The organism is Dyadobacter sp. HNCC25DJ184 (assembly GCF_056895215.1).
This window is the reverse complement of record NZ_JBXHAQ010000021.1, coordinates 16,288-40,825: the sequence shown is the minus strand read 5'-3', so window position 1 is coordinate 40,825 and position 24,538 is coordinate 16,288. Positions and strand designations below refer to the sequence as shown.

Annotated in this window: 10 protein-coding genes; all 10 read left to right on the top strand. The window is 44.2% G+C overall.

Annotated features, from left to right (window positions below):
* Nucleotides 1–28: 28 nt before the first annotated feature.
* The 10 genes from AC1XUD_RS24295 to AC1XUD_RS24250 all read left to right on the top strand — a co-directional run bounded on the left by AC1XUD_RS24295 (nt 29) and on the right by AC1XUD_RS24250 (nt 24,532).
* Entirely contained in the window at nt 29–2,449 is a 2,421-nt protein-coding gene (locus AC1XUD_RS24295; RefSeq protein WP_483363637.1) for an ABC transporter permease, read from the top strand.
* Nucleotides 2,450–2,916: 467 nt separating this feature from the next.
* On the top strand, nt 2,917–5,346 hold the full coding sequence (locus AC1XUD_RS24290; protein WP_483363636.1) for an ABC transporter permease: 2,430 nt from the start codon (nt 2,917–2,919) through the stop codon (nt 5,344–5,346).
* A 214-nt stretch (nt 5,347–5,560) separates the two neighbouring features.
* Nucleotides 5,561–7,942 (top strand): ABC transporter permease, encoded by a 2,382-nt coding sequence (locus AC1XUD_RS24285; protein WP_483363635.1) that lies wholly within the window; start codon nt 5,561–5,563, stop codon nt 7,940–7,942.
* 363 nt (nt 7,943–8,305) lie between these two features.
* Nucleotides 8,306–10,741 carry an ABC transporter permease gene (locus AC1XUD_RS24280; RefSeq protein WP_483363634.1) on the top strand — a complete coding sequence of 812 codons (2,436 nt, stop codon included), beginning with the start codon at nt 8,306–8,308 and terminating at the stop codon, nt 10,739–10,741.
* Nucleotides 10,742–11,148: 407 nt separating this feature from the next.
* Nucleotides 11,149–13,503, top strand: coding sequence for an ABC transporter permease (locus AC1XUD_RS24275; RefSeq protein ID WP_483363633.1), 2,355 nt, complete (start codon nt 11,149–11,151; stop codon nt 13,501–13,503).
* A gap of 329 nt (nt 13,504–13,832) precedes the next feature.
* Entirely contained in the window at nt 13,833–16,235 is a 2,403-nt protein-coding gene (locus tag AC1XUD_RS24270) for an ABC transporter permease (RefSeq protein WP_483363632.1), read from the top strand.
* 192 nt (nt 16,236–16,427) lie between these two features.
* Nucleotides 16,428–18,794, top strand: a complete 2,367-nt coding sequence (locus tag AC1XUD_RS24265) for an ABC transporter permease (protein ID WP_483363631.1) — start codon at nt 16,428–16,430, stop codon at nt 18,792–18,794.
* A gap of 227 nt (nt 18,795–19,021) precedes the next feature.
* A complete protein-coding gene (locus AC1XUD_RS24260; RefSeq protein WP_483363630.1) occupies nt 19,022–22,042 on the top strand; it encodes a sensor histidine kinase in 3,021 nt (1,006 codons plus the stop codon).
* Between the two features lie 92 nt (nt 22,043–22,134).
* Nucleotides 22,135–22,764 (top strand): response regulator, encoded by a 630-nt coding sequence (locus AC1XUD_RS24255; RefSeq protein ID WP_483363629.1) that lies wholly within the window; start codon nt 22,135–22,137, stop codon nt 22,762–22,764.
* Between the two features lie 220 nt (nt 22,765–22,984).
* Nucleotides 22,985–24,532 carry a hypothetical protein gene (locus AC1XUD_RS24250; RefSeq protein WP_483363628.1) on the top strand — a complete coding sequence of 516 codons (1,548 nt, stop codon included), beginning with the start codon at nt 22,985–22,987 and terminating at the stop codon, nt 24,530–24,532.
* Nucleotides 24,533–24,538 lie beyond the last annotated feature (6 nt).

Below are 24,538 nucleotides of genomic sequence, written 5' to 3'. Positions count from 1 at the left end.
ATCCTCCTTTAGTCGCCCAAACAAACTCATGCTAAAGAACTATCTAAAAATCGCCTGGAGAAACCTGATGGGTAATAAGGTTTTCAGTTTTATTAATATCCTTGGGCTCGCCATCGGGATCACCACTTGTTGCCTGATCGCGCTATATGTGCTCGATGAAACTGCTTATGATAAGCAGTTTGCCGATGGTGATCGGGTATATCGAATTGCATCCGAGGTCAAAGGGGAAAAATGGGTGGCCCTTTCCGCACCGGTTGCGGCTGGTTTGAAGGTGGATTTTCCGGAAGTTGAGCAGGTAGCCAGGCTTTTACGGATGCCAAATGTTGACAAATTTCTTTTGAAAAATGAACGGGGTCAAAAGCAGTTTTATGAAACCAATGGATATTATGTTGACTCCACTTTCTTCCGGATTTTCAATTATGATTTCGAATATGGAGATCCGAAAACGGCCTTAAACGAGCCTAATTCCATTATTATATCAAAGCAAATTGCATCCAGGCTGTTTGGTGAAATTGATCCGGTGGGGCAGATTATCAAAGTTGGCCTTCCGTTTGCGACTACGGGATATACCGTAAAGGGGGTATTGAAAGATTCCCAAAACAAATCTCATATTCCCGCGCACATATTGTTGTCCATGAATAACGCTGATGTAGGGCAGTTGGCGAAAAGTCAAACCAACTGGGCGACTAATAACATTTTTCACACATATGTAAAATTGTCAAATGGCAGTGATCCGGTTGCTTTCGAAGGTAAATTGAAGGGATTCCTTGAGCGAAATGGCGGTTCTGACGTAGCCGGACAGGGTTTTACCAAAACCCTGTTTATTCAGCCTCTTAGCGATATATACCTCCATTCCAATTTTGGATTTGAAATCGCACCGAACGGCAATATTCAATATCTGTATGTATTTTCTTCCATAGCCGCATTTTTGCTACTCATTGCGTGTATCAATTTCATGAATCTGAGTACAGCCAGAAGTGAAAAAAGGTCTAAGGAGGTTGGCGTCAGAAAAGTGATTGGCGCAGTAAAAAGTGCGTTGATCGCTCAGTTTTTGGGAGAATCTTTGTTGCTGAGCGCTTTCTCACTCGTACTCTCTTTTTTGTTTATTCAGCTCCTGTTGCCGGTTTTTAATCAGTTGACCGGTAAGGGTTTGATAATGAGTCAAAATCCTGAAATTTTTGTGGGCCTGGCGGCTTTGACGCTTTTTACTGGCCTTATTTCCGGGTTTTATCCTGCCTTTTACCTTTCATCTTTTAAACCTGTTCTTGCGCTTAAAGGTAGATTGAGAAATAATTTGGCAGCAGTCGTTGTACGAAAAGGGTTAGTCGTCTTTCAATTCACAATATCGATCATATTGATCCTGGGGGCCATATTGGTCAGCCGCCAAATGGACTTTATGAGCAACCAGAATTTGGGTTTTAGTAAAAGTCAGAAATTAGTTATCCCGCTTCAAAGCACCGAATCCGGAATAAATTATCAGCTATTCAAGAATGAGTTAGCATCCGAAACTCAGGTGGTTGCAACCACAAAAGCGTCGACATATCCGGGCATTGAAAACGTGCAGGATATGCTTTTTTATGCAGAAGGGAAATCCCTGAAAGAAAATGTGGATATCAATACTGCATATGTCGATAACGACTATGCTAAAACACTGGGTATAAAACTGTTAGCCGGCAGATTCTTCTCCAAAGAATTTACTGCGGATACAAACTCATTGGTTGTCAATGAGATGGCCATAAAGAAATTGGGTTATAACCTGTCGAATGCCGTTGGAAAGAAGATATACTATGAGTTTCAGGGAGTGAAATCGGCTATGACGATCATTGGGGTTGTCAAAAATTACCACTTTGAAGGCCTGCAAGAGGAGATCAAGCCGATTGGGTTGAGTATTGCTCCTTTATTCAGCTCGACCAATAACTATATGATCATTGATCTGAAAAGTGATAGTTATGAAAAACTGTTATCCGGAATCGAAAAATTATGGAAAAAGGTGAATCCTGGAACTCCATTTGAGTATTCGTTTTTGGGTAAGGATTTCCAAAAAAACTATCAGAAGGAGGAGCGCACTGGGCAACTGATCAGATATTTCGCTTTGGTCGCCATTTTTATCGCATGCCTCGGACTATTTGGACTGGCGACGTTCACGGCAGAGCAAAGAACGAAAGAGATTGGTGTCAGAAAAGTGCTCGGCGCCTCTATATTCGGCATCACCAGACTCCTTTCGGAAGATTTTCTGAAACTTGTTTTCGTTTCGGTATTAGTTGCGTCGCCGATCGCCTGGTGGGGTATGAATATCTGGCTAAAAGATTTTACTTATAAAATTCAAATTGAATGGTGGATGTTCGCTTTGGCTGGAATATTAGCGGCTGCAATTGCGCTTTTAACCATAAGTTTCCAATCGGTCAAAACTGCTATGATGAATCCATTGAAGGCTTTGAGATCGGAGTAGGAGTGATCATCAGATCGCATCAAGTCACTCTTTTGTCGCCCTGATTGCTAATTGAATTTAACGCGGATGAATCTTGGACGAATAGATTAGTCTATTCAGACGATTGTTCTAAGGTGAAATTTTTTTCATCAATTTTAGTATCGTCGTTTTCATAACCTTTTCTAACGGCTTAGAATCATGCGGAGGCGATTTCCCGGAGAAGCAAAAAGTACTCATTGGTCGATTTCGTTTTGCTAAATGCGTCGTAAACAGATCATACTGGCGAACAGTTCTTGTTCGATATTGGACACTGAATAGAGATCTGCTGGCTGGTAACTAATTATTTTTCAATGAATTATAAAATTCTTGTTGAGTGGTTCAATATTTGCACCACGCTCCACTAACGGAGAGTTAGGCAACGGAAGCATGCTATAAAATAAATCCCTTCCTTCCTTTTTCCCTTCGTCCATTTTTCCTGATTCTAAACCATGCTAAAAAACTACCTTAAAATCGCCTGGCGAAACCTACGTAAACATCAGTTTTATACATTTCTGAACGTCTTTGGATTGTCGCTGGGATTGTCTAGTTGCTTGCTCATAACGCTCTATGTTGTCGACGAACTCAGTTTTGACCGGTCGTTTGAAGATGCCAGCAGAATATATCGTGTCAACTCAGATATTAAGTTTGGAGGAGCGGAAATGAAGCTGGCCGTGGCGCCAGATCCTATGGCATTTACGATGGCAAAGGATTACCCGCAGCTCGAAGCCGTAACCAGGCTGAGAGAAGACGGGAGTTCATTGGTGAGACGCACCGGTGCAACCGAAAATCTGAAAGAGGAGCTTGTGGTATATGCAGACTCTACTTTTTTCAAAGTATTTGCCATTCCTCTTCTGGCGGGCGATACCAGGAAGGTGCTTTCGGAACCTAATACCATGATTATCTCGGAACGGGATGCGAAGAAGTATTTTGGAAACGAAAATCCGTTGGGCAAAACGCTCCTACTTGACAACAGCAGGACTTATACCATTACTGGTATTATGGAAAATATTCCAACTCATTCGCATTTTACGGCGATGAACATGTTGCTTTCAATGAGTTCTAATCCAGAGAGTCGTCAGGACAATTGGGGGAGTCATAATTTTAACACCTATTTCAAATTAAGAGAAGGTGTAAATCCGGCCGAGTTTGAGAAGAATTTTGACGTAGTGATCAAAAAATATACTGGCCAGTGGGTGCAGAAAATCATGGGTGCGTCGCTGGATGATCTTTCCAAATCGGGGAGCTATATACGGTATACCCTTATCGCTTTGACGGATATTCATTTGCGTTCAGACAGAACGGCCGAAATCAGCAGCAACAGCAATATTCAATATATCTATATTTTTTCAGTTGTAGCAGTGTTCTTGCTTGTCATTGCTTGTGTCAATTTCATGAACCTGGCGACGGCGCGATCAGCAAACCGGGCCAAAGAAGTTGGTGTCAGGAAAGCCCTTGGGTCAGAGCGTTCGTCTCTGATCAGCCAGTTTTTGACAGAGGCTATTATGCTAAGCTTCTTGTCTTTAATCCTTGCAATTGCTTTGGCCAACCTTGCATTGCCGTTCTTTAATAATCTTGCAAATGCGCAAATTATTTTTCCTTTCAGAAGCGTAATATTCTGGGCTATAGCAATCGCAATGGGCGTCCTTGTCGGAATATTAGCTGGTAGCTATCCCGCGTTTTTTCTGTCGGCTTTCAAGCCGTTGAAAGTACTGAAAAGCTCGGTTGAGCTGGAAGGAAAGGGAGGATATCTGAGAAATTCGCTAGTCGTTTTTCAATTCATGATATCCGTTATGTTGCTCATCGGTACTGGGGTGATTTACAAACAGTTGAACTATATACAAACCAAAAAACTAGGTTTTAATAAGGAGCAGGTTTTGATCGTAAAGAACGCTTACGCGCTTGATCATCAGTCGCATGCATTTAAGGAGGAGGTTCTGAAATTACCAAATGTGCAAAATGCCACAGTTTCGAGTTATTTGCCCACGCCATCGTCCAGAAGCGACAATTCGTTTTTTCCGGAAGGTCAATTGCAACAGGATAAGGGGGTAAATATGCAAAAATGGACCGTCGATTATGATTTCGTCAAAACGCTGGATCTTCAAATGAAGGATGGGCGAGCCTTTGACCAAAGTTTTCCTTCTGATTCGTCTGGAATTGTAATTAACGAGACGGCAGCAAAAGTGCTGGGATATGCCAACCCGATCGGCAAGAAAATTTTTGACATGGAAAATCCAGAGAGCCAGGAACGGCGACTTTATACTATTTTGGGTGTAGTAAAGAACTTTCACTTTGAGTCGCTTCGCAGGAACATCGGGGCGTTGAGTCTGGTGCTGAAACCCAGTTATGGCCTGGTAGCCGTTCGACTAAAAGGTGGAGATTATGCGCACACTGTAAGCCAGGTGGAAAGTCTGTGGAAGCGTATGGCTCCGGGGCAGCCCTTCAATTACCGGTTTATGGATGAAGATTTTGACAACGAGTACCGCAGTGAACAGCGTGTGGGTAAGATATTTATCATTTTCGCAGCGATATCAATTATTATCGGCTGCCTCGGACTTTTTGGCTTGTCTGCCTACACAGCCGAACGACGCACCAAGGAAATCGGAGTTCGTAAAGTGCTCGGTGCAAGCGTTTCCAATATAGTCGGGCTGCTGTCCAGAGACTTTATTAAACTGGTACTACTCGCAATATTATTAGGAAGCCCAATAGCTTGGTATGCGATGAATCGATGGCTAGAAGACTTTGCATATCATATTGATATTGCCTGGTGGATGTTTGCTGGAGCTGGTATTCTGGCCATCATTATCGCCCTGGTGACGATCAGTTTTCAGAGTATCAAAGCCGCGCTGATGAATCCTGTGAGGTCTTTGCGGAGTGAATAGAAGGATGAGGGAGTAAGGGGCGAAGGGAAGTAAAGACAAAATGGAAGAAGGGAGTAAAGGACGAAAGGGAGGAAAGTGCGCAGGATTTCAGTGTGTGGGCTTTTTTTTATTGAAATTTAATTGATTATTAAATAGTTATAAAAATATTGTAAACCGAAGATGCCGGCCTGAGACGAAACAATTCCCTTCCTTTCCTCCATCCTCCCTTTCTACTATGCTAAAAAACTACCTAAAAATTGCCCTTCGCAGTCTCTGGAAAAACAGGCTCTTTACTGCCATTAATATGCTGGGCCTTTCACTTGGGTTGGCTAGTGCTGCGGTTTTGATTTTGTTTGTTCAGAGGGGGATGACATTTGATACTTTTCATAAAGACAATGATCAAATATTCTTTGTACAATCCGAGGAAAAGGATCAGAAATATAACCAGACTGTATATCCAATTCTGGGTCAACTGATTAAAACATATCCGGAAATTGAGACAGGAACGCACGTTCAGCGATGGAATAACGCTTGGATTAATTATAAGGGAAAGGATCTTCAGGGCGATACCCGATATGTGGATACGACTTTTTTCGATGTGTTTTCTTTCAAGCTGTTATATGGCGATCCGACCACGGCGCTGCAGAAGAGAGAGTCAATTGTGATTAGTAAAAATATGGCGACGTCATTTTTCGGAGATAAAAATCCGATTGGTGAAACGGTTGCGGTTAATGATACTTCCAACTTCACAATTACCGGTGTGCTGGACGACGTTCCTCAAAATTCCTCCATACAATTTGAGGTTTTACTTCCGGTCTCCAATCTTGAAGCAAATAAGAATTTTAAAGACAATATCGACTGGTTCAATACCTTCGCGACGGTTTATGTCAAATTGAGAAAAGGCGCTGACTTGCAAAAATTGGATGCGAAATTCCCTCAGTTCGTAAAAACATACTTCGCCGAAGATGCCAAAAACCGGAAAGTACATTTATTGCCGTTCAAGGATTTCATATTCTACGAAAATCCCGCATTTAAATGGATGCTATATGGTGCGACCAGCATGGTTGTGTTTATCCTGCTGATTATCAGTATTAATCTTTTGAATCTCAACGTCGCTTCGTCTTTGACGAGAGCCAAGGAAGTTGCAGTTCGAAAGGTCACTGGGTCTACGCTTCGACAGATATTAACCCAGTTCTGGACGGAATCAGGCATTGTATTACTCGCTTCATTGGGGATCTCGGTGATCCTGGCTATATACTATCTGGTTCCGCAGTTCAATGAGTTTCGCCAGGGCAGGATGCAGCTGGTTCTTAGTTGGGAACAAGATTATGTAACAATTTTGACCTTGGTCGGAATCATCTCGACCATCGCGATTGTTGCCGGGACCTACCCGGCGGTATATCTCAATAAGCTGGATATACGCGATACCATTAAAGGAAAACTTTCTGGTAAACCCACCTCACGGAAATGGTCTCGGGGAAGCCTTATCGTGGTGCAGTTTGTGATTTCTTTCGGACTGGTAGTCAGTGCAATTGCCGTTCAAAAACAGGTTAGTTTTATGAGGCAAGCCGATATGGGGTTTGATAAAGATGATATCGTGGTTGTGCAGTCGGATATGCAATACAAAGATGAAGAGCAGGCCATGAGCCAGTTTAAGCCGATTTTGGACGAGTTGAACCGAAATTCGAAAATAAAAAGTATTGCTACTTCCGGCGTTGTCCCAACAAAATACTGGGGAAATTACAATACATATATGGCAGAGGGTCAGGGTGAGACAGAATTGAAATTCAGGCATGTGGGAACCGGTTCCAGATATGCTGAGACCTACGGAATTCAGATGGTTGAAGGCAGGGATTTTTCAGATGCACTAGATAAAAACGGAGAAAACCATCCAGTGGTGATCAACGAAGCTGCCATGAAAGCGATGGGGTGGAAAACTGCCGTTGGAAAACGGTTGCGTCAGAAAAGCAACCCGGATATATATACCGTAGTCGGTGTCATGAAGGACTTTCATTATCAGGAGTTAAAGGAGAAAATTGAGCCGCTTTTACATTGGTATGAAGGGCCAGCCGGGTTGAATAGTTATCTGAGTCTTAAATTTTATGATATCAATCAGGCAAAGGGTGTGTTGGCCGATTTGGAACAAAAAATGAAAAAGATCCCGGCCAAAAAGCCATTTAAGTTCTTCTACATCGGAGACGAGCTCAGCCAGCAATACAACCATATGGACGGGATTTTGAAAATGCTAAACTTCGTAACGATATTATCGGTGGTAATTGCACTCGCCGGAATATTCGGATTGATCACCCAAGCCGCCAGCCAACGCACTAAAGAAGTGGGAATACGAAAAGTTTTGGGGGCAAGTATTCCAGAAGTTGCTTATTTACTATCGAAAGACTTTGTGATTCTAGTGATGATCGGCAATATCATCGGCGTGCCCGTCGCATATAGTTTCGTGGTGAGTTACATGCAAAGCTTCGAATATCATATCACGTTAGGTTGGCAAGTTTATGGGTTTGTGGGAATCGTGTCATTGATATTGACCGTTTTGACAGTCGGTATTCAAAGTGTAAAAACGGCATTGACAAATCCGGTGAAATCGTTAAGTAGTGAGTAGGGGAGGAATGAGAGGAATGGAGGAACGGCGAAAGGGAGGAAAGGAGATCGGGAATGGTCATTTGTTGCCACTTTTTCTAAAGGATTGGCGCTTTTGATATTCGTTGACAAAGCTTGACCAAAAATTACCACTAATGATAAAACCTGCTCACCCTTCAAATCGCCCAATACTGAACAAACCTGTCCAGTTTCGGACACTTGTATGTAGTATGATAAGTGTAATCATCTGATAAGGAGCAATTTGTCTTTTGGAAAAAGTCTGGTATAATTATTCACTTTTATAAAAAGGATCAATTAGAAACGTAGGAACGAGCCAGTCCGTTCCTCCCTTTCGTCCATCCTCCGTCGTCCCAACTCTAACCCCATGCTCCAGAACTACCTTAAAATATCGCTTCGCAATCTGTTCCGGAATAAAACGTATTCCGCTATTAATATCTTTGGCCTCGGACTTGGTCTGGCGATCAGCATGTTAAGTGTTTTATATGTTAAAGATGAATGGGCGTATGATCAACATAATGCAAAAATAGACCGCATATACAGGATCAATAGCGAGTTAACCCAGGCGGGTAGAACAATTAAACTGGCTTCTGCTCCGACACCTTTCGCGGAAACTTTAAAAAGAGATTTTCCTGAAATTGAAGAGTCGACAAGGTTTGGAAAGTATGGAAGTCAGATGGTGAAAGGAGAAAAAGCAGGGATACGCGAGCAAAGGATTTTGTATGCCGATTCAACTGTTTTTGAAGTGTTTACGTTGCCAATGTTTGCCGGAAATCCGAAAAAGGCACTGACTGACCCGCAATCCGTTGTGATCACGGAAAGTATGGCCCTGAAGTATTTTGGGACTGCTGATGCGTTGAATAAAACTTTGATTTTTGACAACGACGATGCGCGGAAAGTGACGGGGGTTATGCGCGATATTCCGGCTCAGTCACATTTCCAGGCAGATTTTCTGCTGCCATTGTACGCTACCAAAGATGCGAAAGTCAACAAATGGGCCAACCATATTTTCAACACCTACGTAGTTTTAAAGGCCGGAGCTCTCCCAAAGAATGTTGATTTGAAATTTGAAAAATTGGTTCAACTTAATATGGATGGTGCGCTTCGTCAGTATTTCAATACAACTTTGGCGGAATCCAGAAAGCAGGGTAATAATTTCAGTTATTCCCTGATGCCGCTTTCCAAAATTCATCTCTATTCTGATCGGGAAGGCGAACTTGCGCCAAATGGTAGTATTCAATATTTCTATATTTTCCTGCTGATCGGTTTGTTCATTTTACTAATCGCGGTCTTCAACTTTATCAATTTAACAACGGCCCGTTCATCTAAAAGGGCGCGCGAGGTTGGTGTTCGCAAAGTTATGGGCTCAGACAGAAGCATATTGATATTTCAGTTTTTGTCTGAATCTATGCTCACAACTTTTCTGGCTTTTTGGGTTGGAGCGCTGCTTTTGTATAGCCTGTTGCCGATGTTTAATGAGTTGTCGGCCAAGCAGTTGTCGATATCTGACGTGTTCGATGTCAATACACTTTTTTATATCGCGGCGATAACCGGAGCTATAGGGTTGCTGGCAGGCGTTTATCCCGCTTTTTATCTTTCCTCGTTTCAACCGGCATCAGCATTGAAAGGCGGGTTAAAGGTCATTAATACCAGATCCGGTTTGCGCAGTTATCTCGTGGTATTTCAGTTTTCAATTTCGGTTTTGCTAATCGTAGCGACTTTGCTGATCAATGAGCAGCTTCGGTTCATCAGGTCCAGAAGAGTGGGCTTCGGCAAAGAGCAAATTTTGGTGGTCAAAACGCCACAGTCCACAGCGTCGGAGGTTCGTACATTTAAAAACGAAGTACTTCGAAATCCCTCTATATTATCTGGTTCCGTGAGTGGGTTTCTTCCCGTGACTTCACAGCGATGGAATGATATGTGGTTTCCGGGAGGACAAACGGATCAAAAATATTCCTTCAATATGCAGGAATGGATGGTGGATGCCGATTATGTCCCGACACTTGACCTGCAATTGATAGGGGGAAGGAATTTTGTGACTGGAAATGTGGCCGATGAAAGCGGAGTAATTATCAACGAAAGCGCCGCAAAAAGTTTGGGATATAAAAATCCAATCGGACAAATTATTCATAAATCAGGAGGAGAAACAGCAACGGTTATCGGTGTTGTAAAAGACTTTCACTTCGAGTCACTTCGAAATCAAATCGCGCCTTTGGGGTTATTTGTGAGCAGTAATGCTTTAGGAACTAGCGTTGAAAAGGCAGCTTTGCAAGCCGTTTCTTTCAAATTAAACGCTTCGGATATACCATCATCGGTTGCCTCTGTCAAAACTGTTTGGAATAAAATCGCGCCCGGAACTCCTTTTGAGTACTCTTTTCTAAGTGAGGATTTCGACGCGATGTATCGATCCGAACAACGCGTGCAAGAGCTATTCACGACATTCGCCGGAATTGCCATATTGATTGCCTGTATGGGACTTTTTGGTTTGAGTGCATTTTCCGCCGAGCAACGCACGAAGGAAATCGGCGTGAGAAAAGTGTTGGGTGCATCCGTTGCGAGCATAACGACTCTTTTGTCTAAGGATTTTTTAAAACCTGTTCTCGTTGCTATCTTAATTGCCATGCCGCTTGCCTGGTATGCTGTGGACGCCTGGCTCCAAAGTTTCGCCTATAAAGTTGATATTGAGTGGTGGATATTTGCCATTGCCGCGATTCTGACAATTATGACAGCATTAGCGACAATCGGTTTCCAAAGTATCAAAGCCGCGTTGGCGAATCCAGTGGAGAGTTTGAAAGTGGAATGAAGGGAAGGGACGAAGGACGAAAGGGAGAAAAGGGATAGGGGGGCTAAGCTCGAGGGGACAAATCTTAACGTTGATCAAAAGAAATAGACTGCTCAAATAGATGGATTTATGATTGTTAATCGGCTTTCAATGAGTTTTTTATCTTCTGCGATTTTATTTATCGTAATTGCTGGCCTCTGCCCGTCAAGTTTAAAATTTCGGTTATCGACTCCGCTATCCTTAAGAAATTCACGAATTTCAGCAAGTTCTTTCTCGATTGCCAGTCGATACGATGATTTCCCTGATCAGTTCAATAATTTGATTGTTAGTAGCTACCAAATCTCCAAAAATATATGGACTAAGTGTTCAGCAGTAAACCTTTTACCCCTTAGTCCTTCATCTCTTTCGTACTTATTTCTTTTTAAGCCATGCTAAAAAACTATTTAAAAATTGCATTCAGAAACCTGCTTCGCAACAAGGCATTTTCAGGGATCAATATAGCCGGGTTGGCGGTGGGTATGGCTAGCGCCGTGCTAATAATTCTTTGGATATACAACGAGGTTAGCTATGACCAGTTTCATACCAAAAAGGACAATATATACGAGGCCTGGAACCGCGCGACTTTCGACGGAAAGTTACAATGTTGGGACAATACACCAAAAATTCTGGGTCCGACTTTGAAAAATGAATATCCTGAAATCGAAGATGTTGCGCGAGCGGATTCTCGCTGGTATGTAACCAAAGTTGGCGAAAAAAAAATGTCTTCACAGGCACTCACCACGGATCCTGCATTTTTGAGAATGTTTAGTTTCCCATTACTTCAGGGTGACATTAATACCGCTTTGAATGGAGTCTACTCGATCGTCATTACTGAGAAAATGGCGAAAAAGATGTTTGGAACGGTCGATGCACTAAATAAGGTGATCACAATTGACAAGGATAATTTTACAGTCACCGGCATATTGAAGGATCTGCCAATCAATACCCGGTTTGAATTTGAGTACATATTGCCTTGGGAGTATCTCAAAAAAAATGGCCAGGAAGATGAATATTGGGGCAATAATTCGGTCAACACTTTTATCCTTCTTAAGCCAAATACGAACGTTACTGCACTCGGTGAAAAAATAAAGAATATTACCGAAAGGCACTCCAACAACATAGAAGAAAATGAAGTTTTCCTGCATCCGGCGGGCAAATGGCATCTTTATTCAAGTTTTGAAAACGGCAAGATTGCGGGAGGGCGGATTGAAATTGTCCGGCTGTTTGGCATCATCGCTGCCTTCATATTGATTATTGCCTGTATTAATTTCATGAATTTGAGTACTGCCCGTAGCGAAAAGCGTGCCAAGGAAGTGGGCATTCGCAAAACAGCCGGGGCAAATAAAGGTCTGCTGATTGGTCAGTTTATCGGCGAGTCGATTCTCATTTCGCTTTTTGCAGGAGTACTCGCTTTGCTGCTTGTCGCTCTGTTTTTACCTTCCTTCGGTTTAATTGTCGGCAAAGAACTGGCCGTTCCATATGGTAATCCCTATTTCTGGTTGCTGATCTTGACATTTGTATTCTTAACTGGCATTATAGCAGGTAGTTATCCGGCATTTTTTCTTTCATCTTTTCAGCCGATTGCAGTTTTGAAGGGAACGTTTAGGAAAACAAACGCGGCCATAAATCCACGCAAAATATTGGTTGTCGTCCAATTCAGTTTTGCAATTATCCTGATTACGTCGACCATGATTGTCGTTCAGCAGATCCGATATGCCCAAAGCAGAAACGCTGGATATGATCGGGAGCAAGTCTTATATCATTGGTTTACAGGTGATTTGCAGAAGAACTATACAGCTATCAAAAGCGAATTAATTAATTCTGGAATAGCTTCGTCAGTGAGTAAAACCAGTTCGCCAATGAGCATGTCGTGGAGTGATACATGGGGTGTTGAATGGCGAGGTAAAAACACAACTGAAAAGATTGATTTTGACCGTTTTAGCGAGGACGAAGGGTTGGTTAAAACCGTAGGTCTTCAGTTGTTAAAGGGAAGAGATATGGATCTGAGTGCCTACCCTTCTGACTCTAATGCAATGATACTCAACGAATCGGCGGCAAAGGTAATGAACTTCAAAGAGCCGATTGGCCAAATTGTGAAGGATGGTGATATGGAATATCATGTCATCGGGGTGATCAAGGATTTCGTTTTAGGTTCTCCGTACAATCACTTCAAACCGATGATTATCGAGGGAGCGAGAAGCTATTTTAATGTTATCCATATCAAATTGACAGATACAAAAGGCACGAGCGACAATCTGGCGGCGATAGAATCCATTTTTAAAAAATATAATCCCGATTATCCTTTCGAATACCACTTTCTGGATCAGGACTATTCATTGAAATTTGAAGATACGCGGCGTATTGCGACGCTGACGGGATTGTTTGCCGGATTGACTATATTTATTTCCTGTCTTGGCTTATTCGGACTTGCCGCTTATATGGCCGAAAATCGAATTAAGGAAATCGGCGTGCGAAAAGTGCTGGGTGCGTCAGTTGCTAATATCACCACTTTGCTTTCCAGGGAATTCCTCATTTTGGTAGTGATATCTATCGTTATCGCAACGCCAGTCGCCTGGTATTCAATGGAATTATGGCTTGCAGGCTACGCATATAGGATCGACGTACAATGGTGGATATTCGCGTTGGCGGGTGTACTGGCCATTGTGGTTTCATTGGTGACCGTTAGTTCGCAAGCGATAAGAGCAGCGTTGCTGGATCCCGTGAAGAGTTTGAGAAGTGAATGATATTGAGAAGGAGAGGGGGAACAGGGTTAACGGAGCTTCGGGATCACTTTTTTTATTCGGCTCCTGGAAAAACGAGAACTCGAAGCCTTTCAATTTGATGCCATCTTTGTATCCCAAAAGACGATGTTTAAAACGGTCCGAAATGGGTCCATTAACCGTTCACCTCTTAACCTTTTGACTGTAAAAAACGTCCGCTGAGCGTTCGATTTTGAACAATAAGTGGACGTTTTATTTTTATATCTTCCTTATTATGAGCTACTTAGTTTTTGGCATGCATTTGGCCTTTATTAAAAACAATTCAACCTGACTACATATAAATTATTAAGGTCATGATCAAAAACTACTTCAAAATAGCCTGGCGAAACCTTTTTCGGAATAAGGTTTACAGCTTTATCAATATCGGCGGGCTTGCCATGGGAATCGCTGCTTTCGTGCTGATTTTGGAATATGTGAGTTTTGAGAAAAGCGTGAATCAGTTCCATACCAATTTACCGCAGATGTATCGGCTGCTAAACCTGGGTCAAAAAGGTGAAACCTGGGGAGAAATTGAACCTGGCTGGGCCACTATCGCCAAGCGCACCTTCCCCGAAATCAAGGATTTTTGTCGATTTACTGAGGGAAGTGGGCAGGGTATTGTGAAGAAGGAAGGCAAAAATGCAGAGTCGTTTCGTGAAGCTAATGTCAGCTATGCAGACGGAAATTTCTTTGATTTTTTCACGTTCAATATCCTTAGCGGCGACAAAAAAGCGTTGAGCAAACCGAAGGTGGTTTTTCTTTCAAGGAAGACAGCTACAAAATATTTTGGAACTCAGAATCCTTTGGGCAAAACCCTGACGCTTTCTAACCAATACGGTACCACTCCTTTTTCGGTGGAAGCAGTTTATGAGATGCCAGAGAATTCCGATATCAAGTATGATATGGTATTTTCGGTTGCAACCATCGCCCAGGACGCAGATATTGATAATTTGGATGAACAGGGATTTAATACCTTTTTCTTGTTATCTAAAAATACTGACTACAAGGGGCTTGATCAGAAACTGACCAGGATGCGGGATGGCCTTCAGCAAGACAAAGATGGTATCAAATTCAGATTGCAGCCATTTTCCAACGTCCATTTGGCCGCGAGTCTGACTGAGACTTACCAGACGGTCGGGAATTTGAAGTATGTATATATGTTGCTGATTATTGCGGTTTTGATATTGAGCATTGCCTGGTTTAACTATATCAATCTATCGACTGCTAACTCACTAAAACGTGCAAATGAAGTGGGCGTTCGCAAGGTAATCGGCGCTACCTCGGGCAATTTGGTAACCCAGTTTCTTGGCGAGTCCGTGCTGGTTACTGTACTCAGTATGCTGACGGCAATCCTTTCGATACAAATCATCCAGCCGTTTTTCAATGAGCTGATTGGAATGGATCTATCGCTTGAATCTATTCTCCATTCCTCAATATGGTGGATGGGCCTTGGCGTTTTGGTTGCCGGGACGTTGATATCCGGAGCTTATACGGCATATGCTTTGTCGAATTTCAACCCGGTGAAAATCATGAAAGGCAGCTTCACCAAAACTTCCACGGGTGCGATTCTAAGGAAGTCGCTGGTTGTGTCGCAGTTCTCGATTTCCATTGTTCTGATATTGGCGACCATTGTAATATATACCCAGCTCAGGTTTATGCAGAACCAGAATTTGGGTATCAATATCGATCAGCTATTGGTGGTGCGCGGACCGGAAGCCGGGCAGGATAGTTCTTACAAGGCGCGCCAGGCTGCGTTTTGGAACGAGCTGGAGCAACAAAGTTTTGTCAAAGATTATAGTTTGTCGGGTACAGTTCCCGGACGCTGGTACAATTTCCAGACTTCCGGATTCACTCAGCCAGGGTCCAAGGCAGGGGACGAATTAAAGTCCTATTCTTTCGCAATTGTTGGCGATCGTTATTTGAAAACCTATGGGATCAGCCTGAAAGCCGGAAGGAATTTTACGCCTGAGGAAGCTAATGTAGAATGGAACGACAATAGCAAAGTGCTGCTCAACGAGCGTGCGGTGGAGCAATTTGGCTTCCGTTCCGCGGAAGAAGCTGTTAAGAACAAGATCCGGTGGGACGAAAGATATCTCGAGGTGATTGGCGTGGTCAAAGACTATCACCATGTGGGCGTGCAGCAGGCCATTGCACCAACGATTTTTTATCCCCAAAACAGCAACACCTATATCACCATCAAACTCACTCCGGACGAACTTGGTAGCAAAATTGCCAAATTGGAAACGCTCTATAAAAGTTTTTTTGGTGGCAACCCATTTGAATACTTTTTTGTCGACGAGAATTTTAGCAAACAATATGTTTCAGAGCAAAAGTATGGCCAGGTATTTACGACTGCATCGGTATGGGCTATATTCATCGCCTGTCTTGGTCTTTTCGGTCTTGCCACATTTACCGTAGAAACGCGTATTAAAGAAATAGGAGTGAGGAAAGTACTTGGGGCATCGGTTGCCAGCATCGTGAGTATGCTTTCTTACGATTTCCTGAAGCTCGTTTTTATAGCAATCCTGATAGCTTGCCCGGTCGCATGGTATTTCCTGACCAACTGGCTCAAAGACTTCGAAACCAGGATTGAAATCAGATGGTGGATATATGCCATCGGAGGCTTCCTGGCCATATTATTAGCAGTAGTAACAGTTGGTTTTCAAAGTATCAAAGCAGCGTTGGTAAATCCAGTAAAGAGCTTGCGAAGTGAATGAGTTGAACGTAAAGGGAGGAAAGGGATGAAGGACAAAAGGGAGGAAGGGGTGGCAAGAAACAGATATTGTCGATAAACAGGTTTTGAATATAATTGATAATAAACGAATTACGAGATTGTCTTTTAACAAAGAAGTGAAGATGGATCGAGGTACTCCCTTCATCCCTCCTCCCTTCCTCCTTTCTTCCTACATATGTTCAAAAACTATCTAAAAATCGCCTTCAGAAATTTGATCAAGGGCCGGTGGTATTCGGCTTTGAATATTGGTGGGCTTGCAGTGGTACTGGCAGTGAGCTTGCTACTTTTTTGGTGGGTAAAAGATGAGCTTAGTTTTGATCGTTTTCATGCTGACGCTGATCGTATTTACCGGATCAATTCGCATTTCGGGAAAGGGGAGGATGAGGAATCGTTTGAAGACACTCCGGCCCCTCTGGCGGTTAAAGCGAAACAATCTTTACCGGAAGTGGAGGAGGTTACAAGAATTACCACCTTCTATGAAGGTCATACTTTTCGGGTTAAAGGGAAAACTTTTACAGAGAAAGGGGATCTGGCTTATGCCGACGATAATTTCCTGCGGATGTTCTCCGGTTTAAAAGTGCTATATGGCGATCGAACCCGTCCATTTACCACACCTTCATCGGTAGTAATGACAGAGAAGGTGGCCAGAAAGTTTTTCGGATCGGCGAACGCAATTGGGCGAGTATTTAGCAGTGTCGAGAATAATGAGACATTTACCGTGAGCGCCGTGTTGGCCGATAATCCCGACAATTCGTCGCTGCGCTATGAGATATACTGGCCGTTTTCAATGACGGAGCAGGCTTTTAAAAAGGCTCATCCAGGAAAATCTTTCGACGAGAACTGGAGTGACGTTTGGCTTACTGCTTATGTAAAGTTGGTGCCAGGAGCTAATCAGGAATTAATCGGTAAAAAGCTGACCGCGATAAAAAGTGCAATAGTGGATCCGAGCGAGGATCCATCCACTTATAAATTGCAGGAACTTAGCCAAATCCATTTGTACAATATGGATGAAGGAACTAGTTCCGCACTTCAACAAGTTCAGATTCTTGGCTTGATCGCTTTGTTTTTGTTGAGTATCGGATGTATCAATTATGTCAATCTTACTACCGCAAGAGCTTCCCGACGCATCAAAGAAATTGGGATTCGAAAAGCTGTCGGAGCGCAACTCAAACAATTAGCAAGCCAATTATTGGTCGAGTCGGCTATGACTTTGATATTGTCTTTGGTGCTGGCAGTTGCTCTTATTCAATTACTTCTTCCTTATTACGCTAATATTACCGGAAAGACAGGCCATTTTTCGTTGCTTGACGGACAAGCATGGCTTGTTTTATCAGGATCGCTTTTGCTGACGTTCCTCCTGGCAGGAATCTATCCGGCATTTCTTGTTGCACGGTTCAGCCCTATCAGCGCACTGCGTGGACGGTCAAGCCGGCATAGTGACGCAGGCCTGAGAAAGGGGTTGGTAGTGGTTCAGTTTGTATTGACCACCGTATTGGTAATCAGTACATTAGTAGTTGCGAGGCAGCTGCGATATATGCGTGAGTTAAATTTAGGCTTCAACCGGGAGCAGGTTTTTAGCTTCGATGGAGGAAAACACGCATCCAAATTCAAAGAGGCTTTAATGAATGAGTCCGGTATCAAGGACGTAACCCTTTCGAGTGACAGGCCCATCGCCGTTAGAAGCGGTACGGCATCCGCGGATTGGGACGGCAAAGATCCGGCAAGCACACCGATATTGGCTCACACCAGTGTGGATAAGGATTTTATTCCAGACTTTGGCATTAAACTTTTGGCGGGTAGAAACTTTGACGGAACAGCGGCTGATTCTGCTCATTTTATATTGAACGAAAAGCTGGTGAAACTTACTGGTATAAAAAATCCGATCGGCAGGAGATTCAAGGACAACGGGATTGAGGGTACGATTATAGGCGTCGTGAAAGATTTCAATATTGCACCGGCTCACGAGGAGATCCGGCCATTGATAATATATAGTAATCCAAAGGAAAATACTGTCGTTCTGGCTCGCACAACGGGTGAATCTGCAACAACTGTACTTGCAACTGCACAAAAAATATGGAAGACTTACATGCCTGAATATCCATTTGAGTATGCGTTTTTGGATGAAGATTATAACCAGCTATATAAAGCTGACCAACAGACAGGCCAATTATTTAATTTTTTCGCTGGCGTGGCTATCCTGATTTCCTGTCTGGGGCTTTTAGGCCTTGTTTCATATACTGCAGAGCAACGCACCAAAGAAGTAGGTATAAGGAAAGTCTTGGGAGCCAGTGTTTTACGGGTGGTGTCGCTTTTGTCAAAGGACTTTTTGCTCCTTGTGATCATCGCAATTATTATCGCCTTGCCAGTGGCATGGTACGCAATGAACCAGTGGCTGGCCAACTTCGCATTCAAGATCGGTGTCGAATGGTGGATATTCGTTGTTGCGGCCATATCCGTCATTTCCATAGCCCTCGCAACCGTCGGCTTTCAAAGTATCAAAGCAGCGTTGGCAAATCCGGTGAAGGCTTTGAGGGCGGAATAGGGGAGGAGCAAGAGACGAAGGAGGAAGAAGGAAGGGAGCTGTCATTTATACGATTGAAATAAAGTTATAGGCAGCTAAGGCAATGTGTTTTTCTTATATCCGTGTCTATGGCGCCACTTGGAAAAATCAAACCCGTATGTAGATTCGGTGTAGTATTCTTGTCGATACATCCGGGTCCAGCATACTTATGCGATGAGCTCATTCCTGGATTCTGTTAACTTTGCAGTATGATTTTCAGGGCACTCTTCGTCATTATCTTTTCGCTGGCAAACCAATATTGCTGTGCGCAAAACTATATTTTCAACCGGTTGTCTATCGGAGAAGGCTTGCTTTCCAACAACGTACTTTGTGTTTGGCAGGACAAAACGGGTTATCTGTGGATCGGTACGCAAAGTGGCTTGCAGCGTTTTGACGGTGTCAGTATGCGGATTGTCCTGGAAGAACGTGTCGATCAGGTACTGGAAGATGGAGATGGAAAGGTATGGATCAGGTCGGGCAGCAGACTGGGGATACTGGATCTCAATAACTTTTCGGTACGCTATGTTCCCTATGAAGGGAGCAAAGAGATATATGGGCCATTTAAGATATGGCTCCGCAAAGACGATGAAGGTCGGATTTTCCTGGTTTGCAGAGGTAAAAATTGTCAGTATTTTGATGCGGCGAAAGGCGGTTTTTCGAGAAGCAGTAGTCCCTTTTCCTTACCTGATTTCCTGCAGGTGACCGATGTAGTGCCGGATCCCGGCATGGGCAGGTTCTGGGTTTTGTCACAGAACGATTTTGGCTTTTGGGATAAAAAAACAAAAACCTATCATTCGCGATCCCGAAGTAAACCGTTCGAGCCGATGCTTGGCAGCCGACAGCTCCCGCCTACAATCGCCAGGCTGCATATTGACCGCAAAAACCGGTACTGGATGGTCGCCACTGAACCATCGAAAACCCGGTTTTTCTGCTTTGACAGGAACATAGGGAAATTTACCAGCGACACACTCGGCATGAACAACCCCGGGAACGACAATTTTTTTGAGGTGTACGGTTTTGGCAACTATGAGGACTCGATTACCGTAGCCTACGGACTCAATTACTTCCGCGGCCACCATGGAAAATATTTTGCAGATCTGAGGTCGCCGATAAATAATCCTTACGGCATTCATTTCAATTCCATTGCAGGGGTTTTTGAGGACAGAGAAGGTATCTTATGGGTGGCCACCGACAATGGGCTGTATTATACTGCCGGCAACAGATACAAATACACCCATATACTGCTGAGCCAGGAAAAACGACGGGCTTCGATCAGCAGTTTGCTGACAGACCGGCAAAACAGGCTATGGATAGGAACCTGGGGAAGGGGGGCTTTTCTGCTGAGCAATGAAATGAACGGCGCACATGTAGCTCCGGTAGAGGCATTTAACGAGCTAGGTGATGCGACGCAGCGGATATTATCACTTTGCGAAGATGACCAGGGCAACGTTTGGGCAGGCTGTGATCAGGGACAGATCGCCCGATATGAAGCTGTGAGCAAAAAGGCAGTGCTATATGCTCCAAAAGCATTTGAGAACAGCCGCGTACGTCAAATTGCCAAAGATCACAAGGGCATGCTCTGGATCGGGCTCGAAAATGGAAGTGTTTGGCGATACGATCCATCGAAATCTTTGTCGGATATCTCTCCTCAGAAGCTGCTCTCACTGGGTGGGCCAATAAACCGGATGGTATTTTTACCCGGCGACCGGCTGTGGGTGGCAGTGAGCGGGAAAGGTATATTGATCATTGATGCGCAGAAGGGTAAGATCATGCGGACGATCGATATCCAAAAAGCAGGGTCCAGCCATATTGCCGGTGTCCGTGATATACTGCCGGTTCACGATTCGCTGGTGTTTCTTGCCGGAGAGCACCTGGGCACGATTAATCCAAAGACGTACAAAGTCAATTTTGAAGTTGAACATACTGAAAGCTTGTCGGGGACCCAGTTCGCTCTTCAACAGGACCGTCGCCAGAACATATGGGTCGGCGGCGCTTCGGGGATCTATAAGTTCAACCCGTCGACTAAGTTGCTGACCAAATACACCCAGCAAGACGGACTCGTCACCATTCATAACAACGGCTATGTTCCTGAACGAAGTGCCATCCTTAAAAATGGGAGGCTGGCATTCGGAGGAAATCAGCACCTGGTCATTTTTGATCCGGAAGAGTATAAGACGGCGCAAATTCCGCCAAACGTAACCATCACCGGCTTTCAGTTGAACAACCGTTACCTTTCGGTGGATTCACTATTGCGGCCAGGAATGATCACATTACCTTATATGCATAACAGTTTCAAGATCGATTTTGCTGCAATCAGCTTTGCACATAGAGAACGGATCAGCTATGAATACAAGATGGAGGGGCTTGATACGGCTTGGGTCCGGCTGTCGGCACGCGGGCAGGTGAGCTACAATTTTCTGCCTGACGGGCATTACCGCTTTATGGTCAGGGCCAAAAATGAGCTGGGCGACTATTCTCCGGCCACAACCAGTGTGGCTTTGAGGATCGAACCGCCGTTTTGGAAGACGATCTGGTTTTACATGCTGGTTGCCACCGCTGCGGGTTTCGTGCTTTTTTACCTGCACCGGCTAAGGCTACAGAAACTGTTGCATATTGAAAAAGTCCGGAACCGGCTGGCCCGCGACCTCCACGATGACATGGGTTCGACCTTGAGTACAATCAACATCTTAAGCACCATCGCGCTGCAGCAGAAGTCGCTTGACGAAGTGAAAAACAAGCAATACATGAACACGATCAGCCAAAGTACCCGCCAGATGATGGAAGCCATGGACGATATTGTGTGGAGTATCAACCCTGTGAATGACAGCATCGCAAAGATCGTGGCGCGCATGAAGGAAACAGCCGGAACCGTTTTGGAACCCAAACAAATTGACTACCGCTTTGAAACAGAGCCATCTGTTCTGGAATTGCACCTTTCGATGGAATCCAGGCGGGAGATTTTCTTGATTTTTAAAGAGGTGCTCAATAACATCGTGAAATATGCCAAGTGCGGTATGGTGGTAATCAAGTTGTCAAAAAACGGTTCGGAACTGAGGTTAACGATCGGAGATGATGGCGTGGGTTTCGAGATGCCCCAACCAGGCAGTACCCTAAGAGGAAACGGTTTGAAAAACTTGCAGATCCGTGCAGGCAATGTAAACGGGAAGTTGTCGGTCGTTTCCGAACCTGGCAAAGGCACCACCATTAACTTGTTGATGCCTATCGCATGAATATGCGTTGTTTTCCAATGCCTTGGCTATGATCTTTGCAGTGTCAAATCGATTCGATGAATGAACCAAATTAGAAAAACGCAAAAATAAAGATGATACGGGTACTTCTTTACGATGATGTGGAGCAATTTCGGGAAACGATGGGCCTGCTGCTGGATGGCACAGAGGAATTCACAATGGTAGGAAAGTTTGGAAATTGCGAATCCGCGGCTGCGGACGTGGCCCTTTTAAAACCGGACGTGGTATTGATGGACATTGATATGCCCGGCGCCAGCGGCATAGATGGGGTACGGATGATCCGGAAAAAGAACCAGTCGGTTAAGATCATCATGCTCACAGTCTTTGATGATAACCGGAATATTTATGACGCGATCCGGCTCGGCGCAAATGGGTATGTGCTGAAGAAAAGCACTCCTTCGGCCATTATCAGCGCGATCAGGGACGTATATGAAGGCGGGGCTCCGATGAACTCTTCCATTGCAACACAGGTACTTCAGATGTTTGTCGGAATGTCGCCGGGTGACGAGAACTATGGCCTCACCGAAAAGGAGAAAGCCGTGCTGAAATCGCTCGTGGATGGCAACAGCTACAAAATGGTCGCAGCCGATCTAAAGATATCCATTGATACGGTTCGCACGCATATCCGGAATATTTACGAAAAACTACAGGTGAATTCAAAGAGTGAGGCCGTGGCCAAGGCCTTAAAAAATCGGATCGTCTGAAAATAGAACGCTAACCTCGTATATGGATCTCCGTTAAATTTTGTTATAAACAAACCGTAAGAAGCAAGGGCAGCATACATTCAGCAACTGGTACCCAGTCAGTCAATTGACTTAAGTCACATTTCTCAATGTCATTTTTGATACGGTTTTCCGTACGTGTATTGCTATGTCCAAAAATTAATATCCATTTAAAAAAGTCACAATTGCATTACTATCAGCCATGAAACAGTTTATCAAGTTCCCAACCTTCCTTTTATTATTTTTCGCTTTTTTCTCCTGTAAAAAAGACCTGATTGAGCCGGATATCAGCATCCCCGACCGCGTCGACTCCGTCATGCAGAGAAATTTCAAGCTGGTTTTTGAAAACCTGAGCGGCCATTGGAACAGTTCAAAAAACCTTACCGCTTATGTCACAATTGAAAATCCGAAAATACCAGAGAAGCAAATCAGCCTGACTACCCGGGTGCTCTTTGAAAACCAATGCAGCACACCTTTCGTAAAGTTGCCAAAGGGCGTTTATAAGATACAGCGGCTGATCATCAATGACGACTCGGGGGCAACGCAATTTGCTACGCCCATAGCGGGATCATCAAAAGCAGCCCAAATTACCAAGCCGCTGAGTGTTTCGCTGATTTTGGAGGAAAAAGCCGATAAGGAGGTCAGACTCGAAGTGCTTCCTGTAGGTAATACTGATACCCCTCAGAGCTTCGGATACCCCGCCGGGGCCTTTGGAAAAAAAACCGGCGACGATCAGCCACCCATGGACAAGCGTGTATTTATCCGTGCGCATATCAAAGTTGGCGAGATACTGTACGACAGCATCCCCGCGCAACTGATCGTAAAAAGCTGGGACGCGAAAAATGAAATGGATTACAAGATACATTATCTGGCGGCGGGTACCCAGGCGATTTATCTGCCAGCGAAAGCGGTAAGGTTTCACCTTTCGGTCTCCAAATGGGGAAGCTACGCGGAGCGCACATTGACACAGGCGGAAGTGCAGGAAAATGCATTGTACACGATGGGCGGACAAGTCGCGGGCAAGAAATTGAAATCCGTGGTGGAATTGAAAATAGTAGACGGGGTGAGCAGGCCGCAGACCAAGACAGATTACGAGTACTTCGTGAACGGAGAAATCCTGCAAAGGAAAATATGGGGAAAAAGGGCAGACCAATCCACCTACCTGATGCAAAAAGACATTTTCAACTACACAAACGGCAACATTACTTCTATCGAATCTTTTGATGAAAGTAATACGATGCAAAAAAAGCTGACTGCGCGCTACGATAATAAAGGTCGCGTGGTGGCGCTGGAAGAAATGAAAGGTTCTGATAAAATCTCAGTCACAGCGGGTTACTTCAAATTGGATACGGATTCTGGAGCTGAACACGCATACCGCATCGACGTCCAGTACCAACTCGAAAATGGGAAATACACCGATTATTATTCCAAAACCATGTCCGGGGGGAGCGCCTTCCATGACGTTTATGTCAGCCACAACGGAGGCCGCGAGGAAGGTTACTACGACTTCGATTTCGCCATCAATCCTTATGCGCAACTGAAAATCCCCGATCTGTTTTTTAACCAGTACACCAGACATAATATGGTTTTCCCCCGGAAACATTATAGCGGCGGCCGGCCGTTGGTTGAAGCTTATGATTTCAAATACACCTACGACGCGGACGGTTACCCGAAGGAACTCCTGACCAAATACCGGTCTACGCAGACCAAAGCGGATACGCACGTGATACGGACCGTGTTTACCTATTGATTACAC

Bases quoted from the DNA above. Each gene is read 5' to 3' on its own strand.
- AC1XUD_RS24295 (WP_483363637.1), top strand. From the start codon at position 29: ATGCTAAAGAACTATCTAAAAATCGCCTGGAGAAACCTGATGGGTAAT.
- AC1XUD_RS24255 (WP_483363629.1), top strand. From the start codon at position 22,135: ATGATACGGGTACTTCTTTACGATGATGTGGAGCAATTTCGGGAAACG.
- AC1XUD_RS24275 (WP_483363633.1), top strand. From the start codon at position 11,149: ATGCTAAAAAACTATTTAAAAATTGCATTCAGAAACCTGCTTCGCAAC.
- AC1XUD_RS24290 (WP_483363636.1), top strand. From the start codon at position 2,917: ATGCTAAAAAACTACCTTAAAATCGCCTGGCGAAACCTACGTAAACAT.
- AC1XUD_RS24250 (WP_483363628.1), top strand. From the start codon at position 22,985: ATGAAACAGTTTATCAAGTTCCCAACCTTCCTTTTATTATTTTTCGCT.
- AC1XUD_RS24285 (WP_483363635.1), top strand. From the start codon at position 5,561: ATGCTAAAAAACTACCTAAAAATTGCCCTTCGCAGTCTCTGGAAAAAC.
- AC1XUD_RS24270 (WP_483363632.1), top strand. From the start codon at position 13,833: ATGATCAAAAACTACTTCAAAATAGCCTGGCGAAACCTTTTTCGGAAT.
- AC1XUD_RS24265 (WP_483363631.1), top strand. From the start codon at position 16,428: ATGTTCAAAAACTATCTAAAAATCGCCTTCAGAAATTTGATCAAGGGC.
- AC1XUD_RS24280 (WP_483363634.1), top strand. From the start codon at position 8,306: ATGCTCCAGAACTACCTTAAAATATCGCTTCGCAATCTGTTCCGGAAT.
- AC1XUD_RS24260 (WP_483363630.1), top strand. From the start codon at position 19,022: ATGATTTTCAGGGCACTCTTCGTCATTATCTTTTCGCTGGCAAACCAA.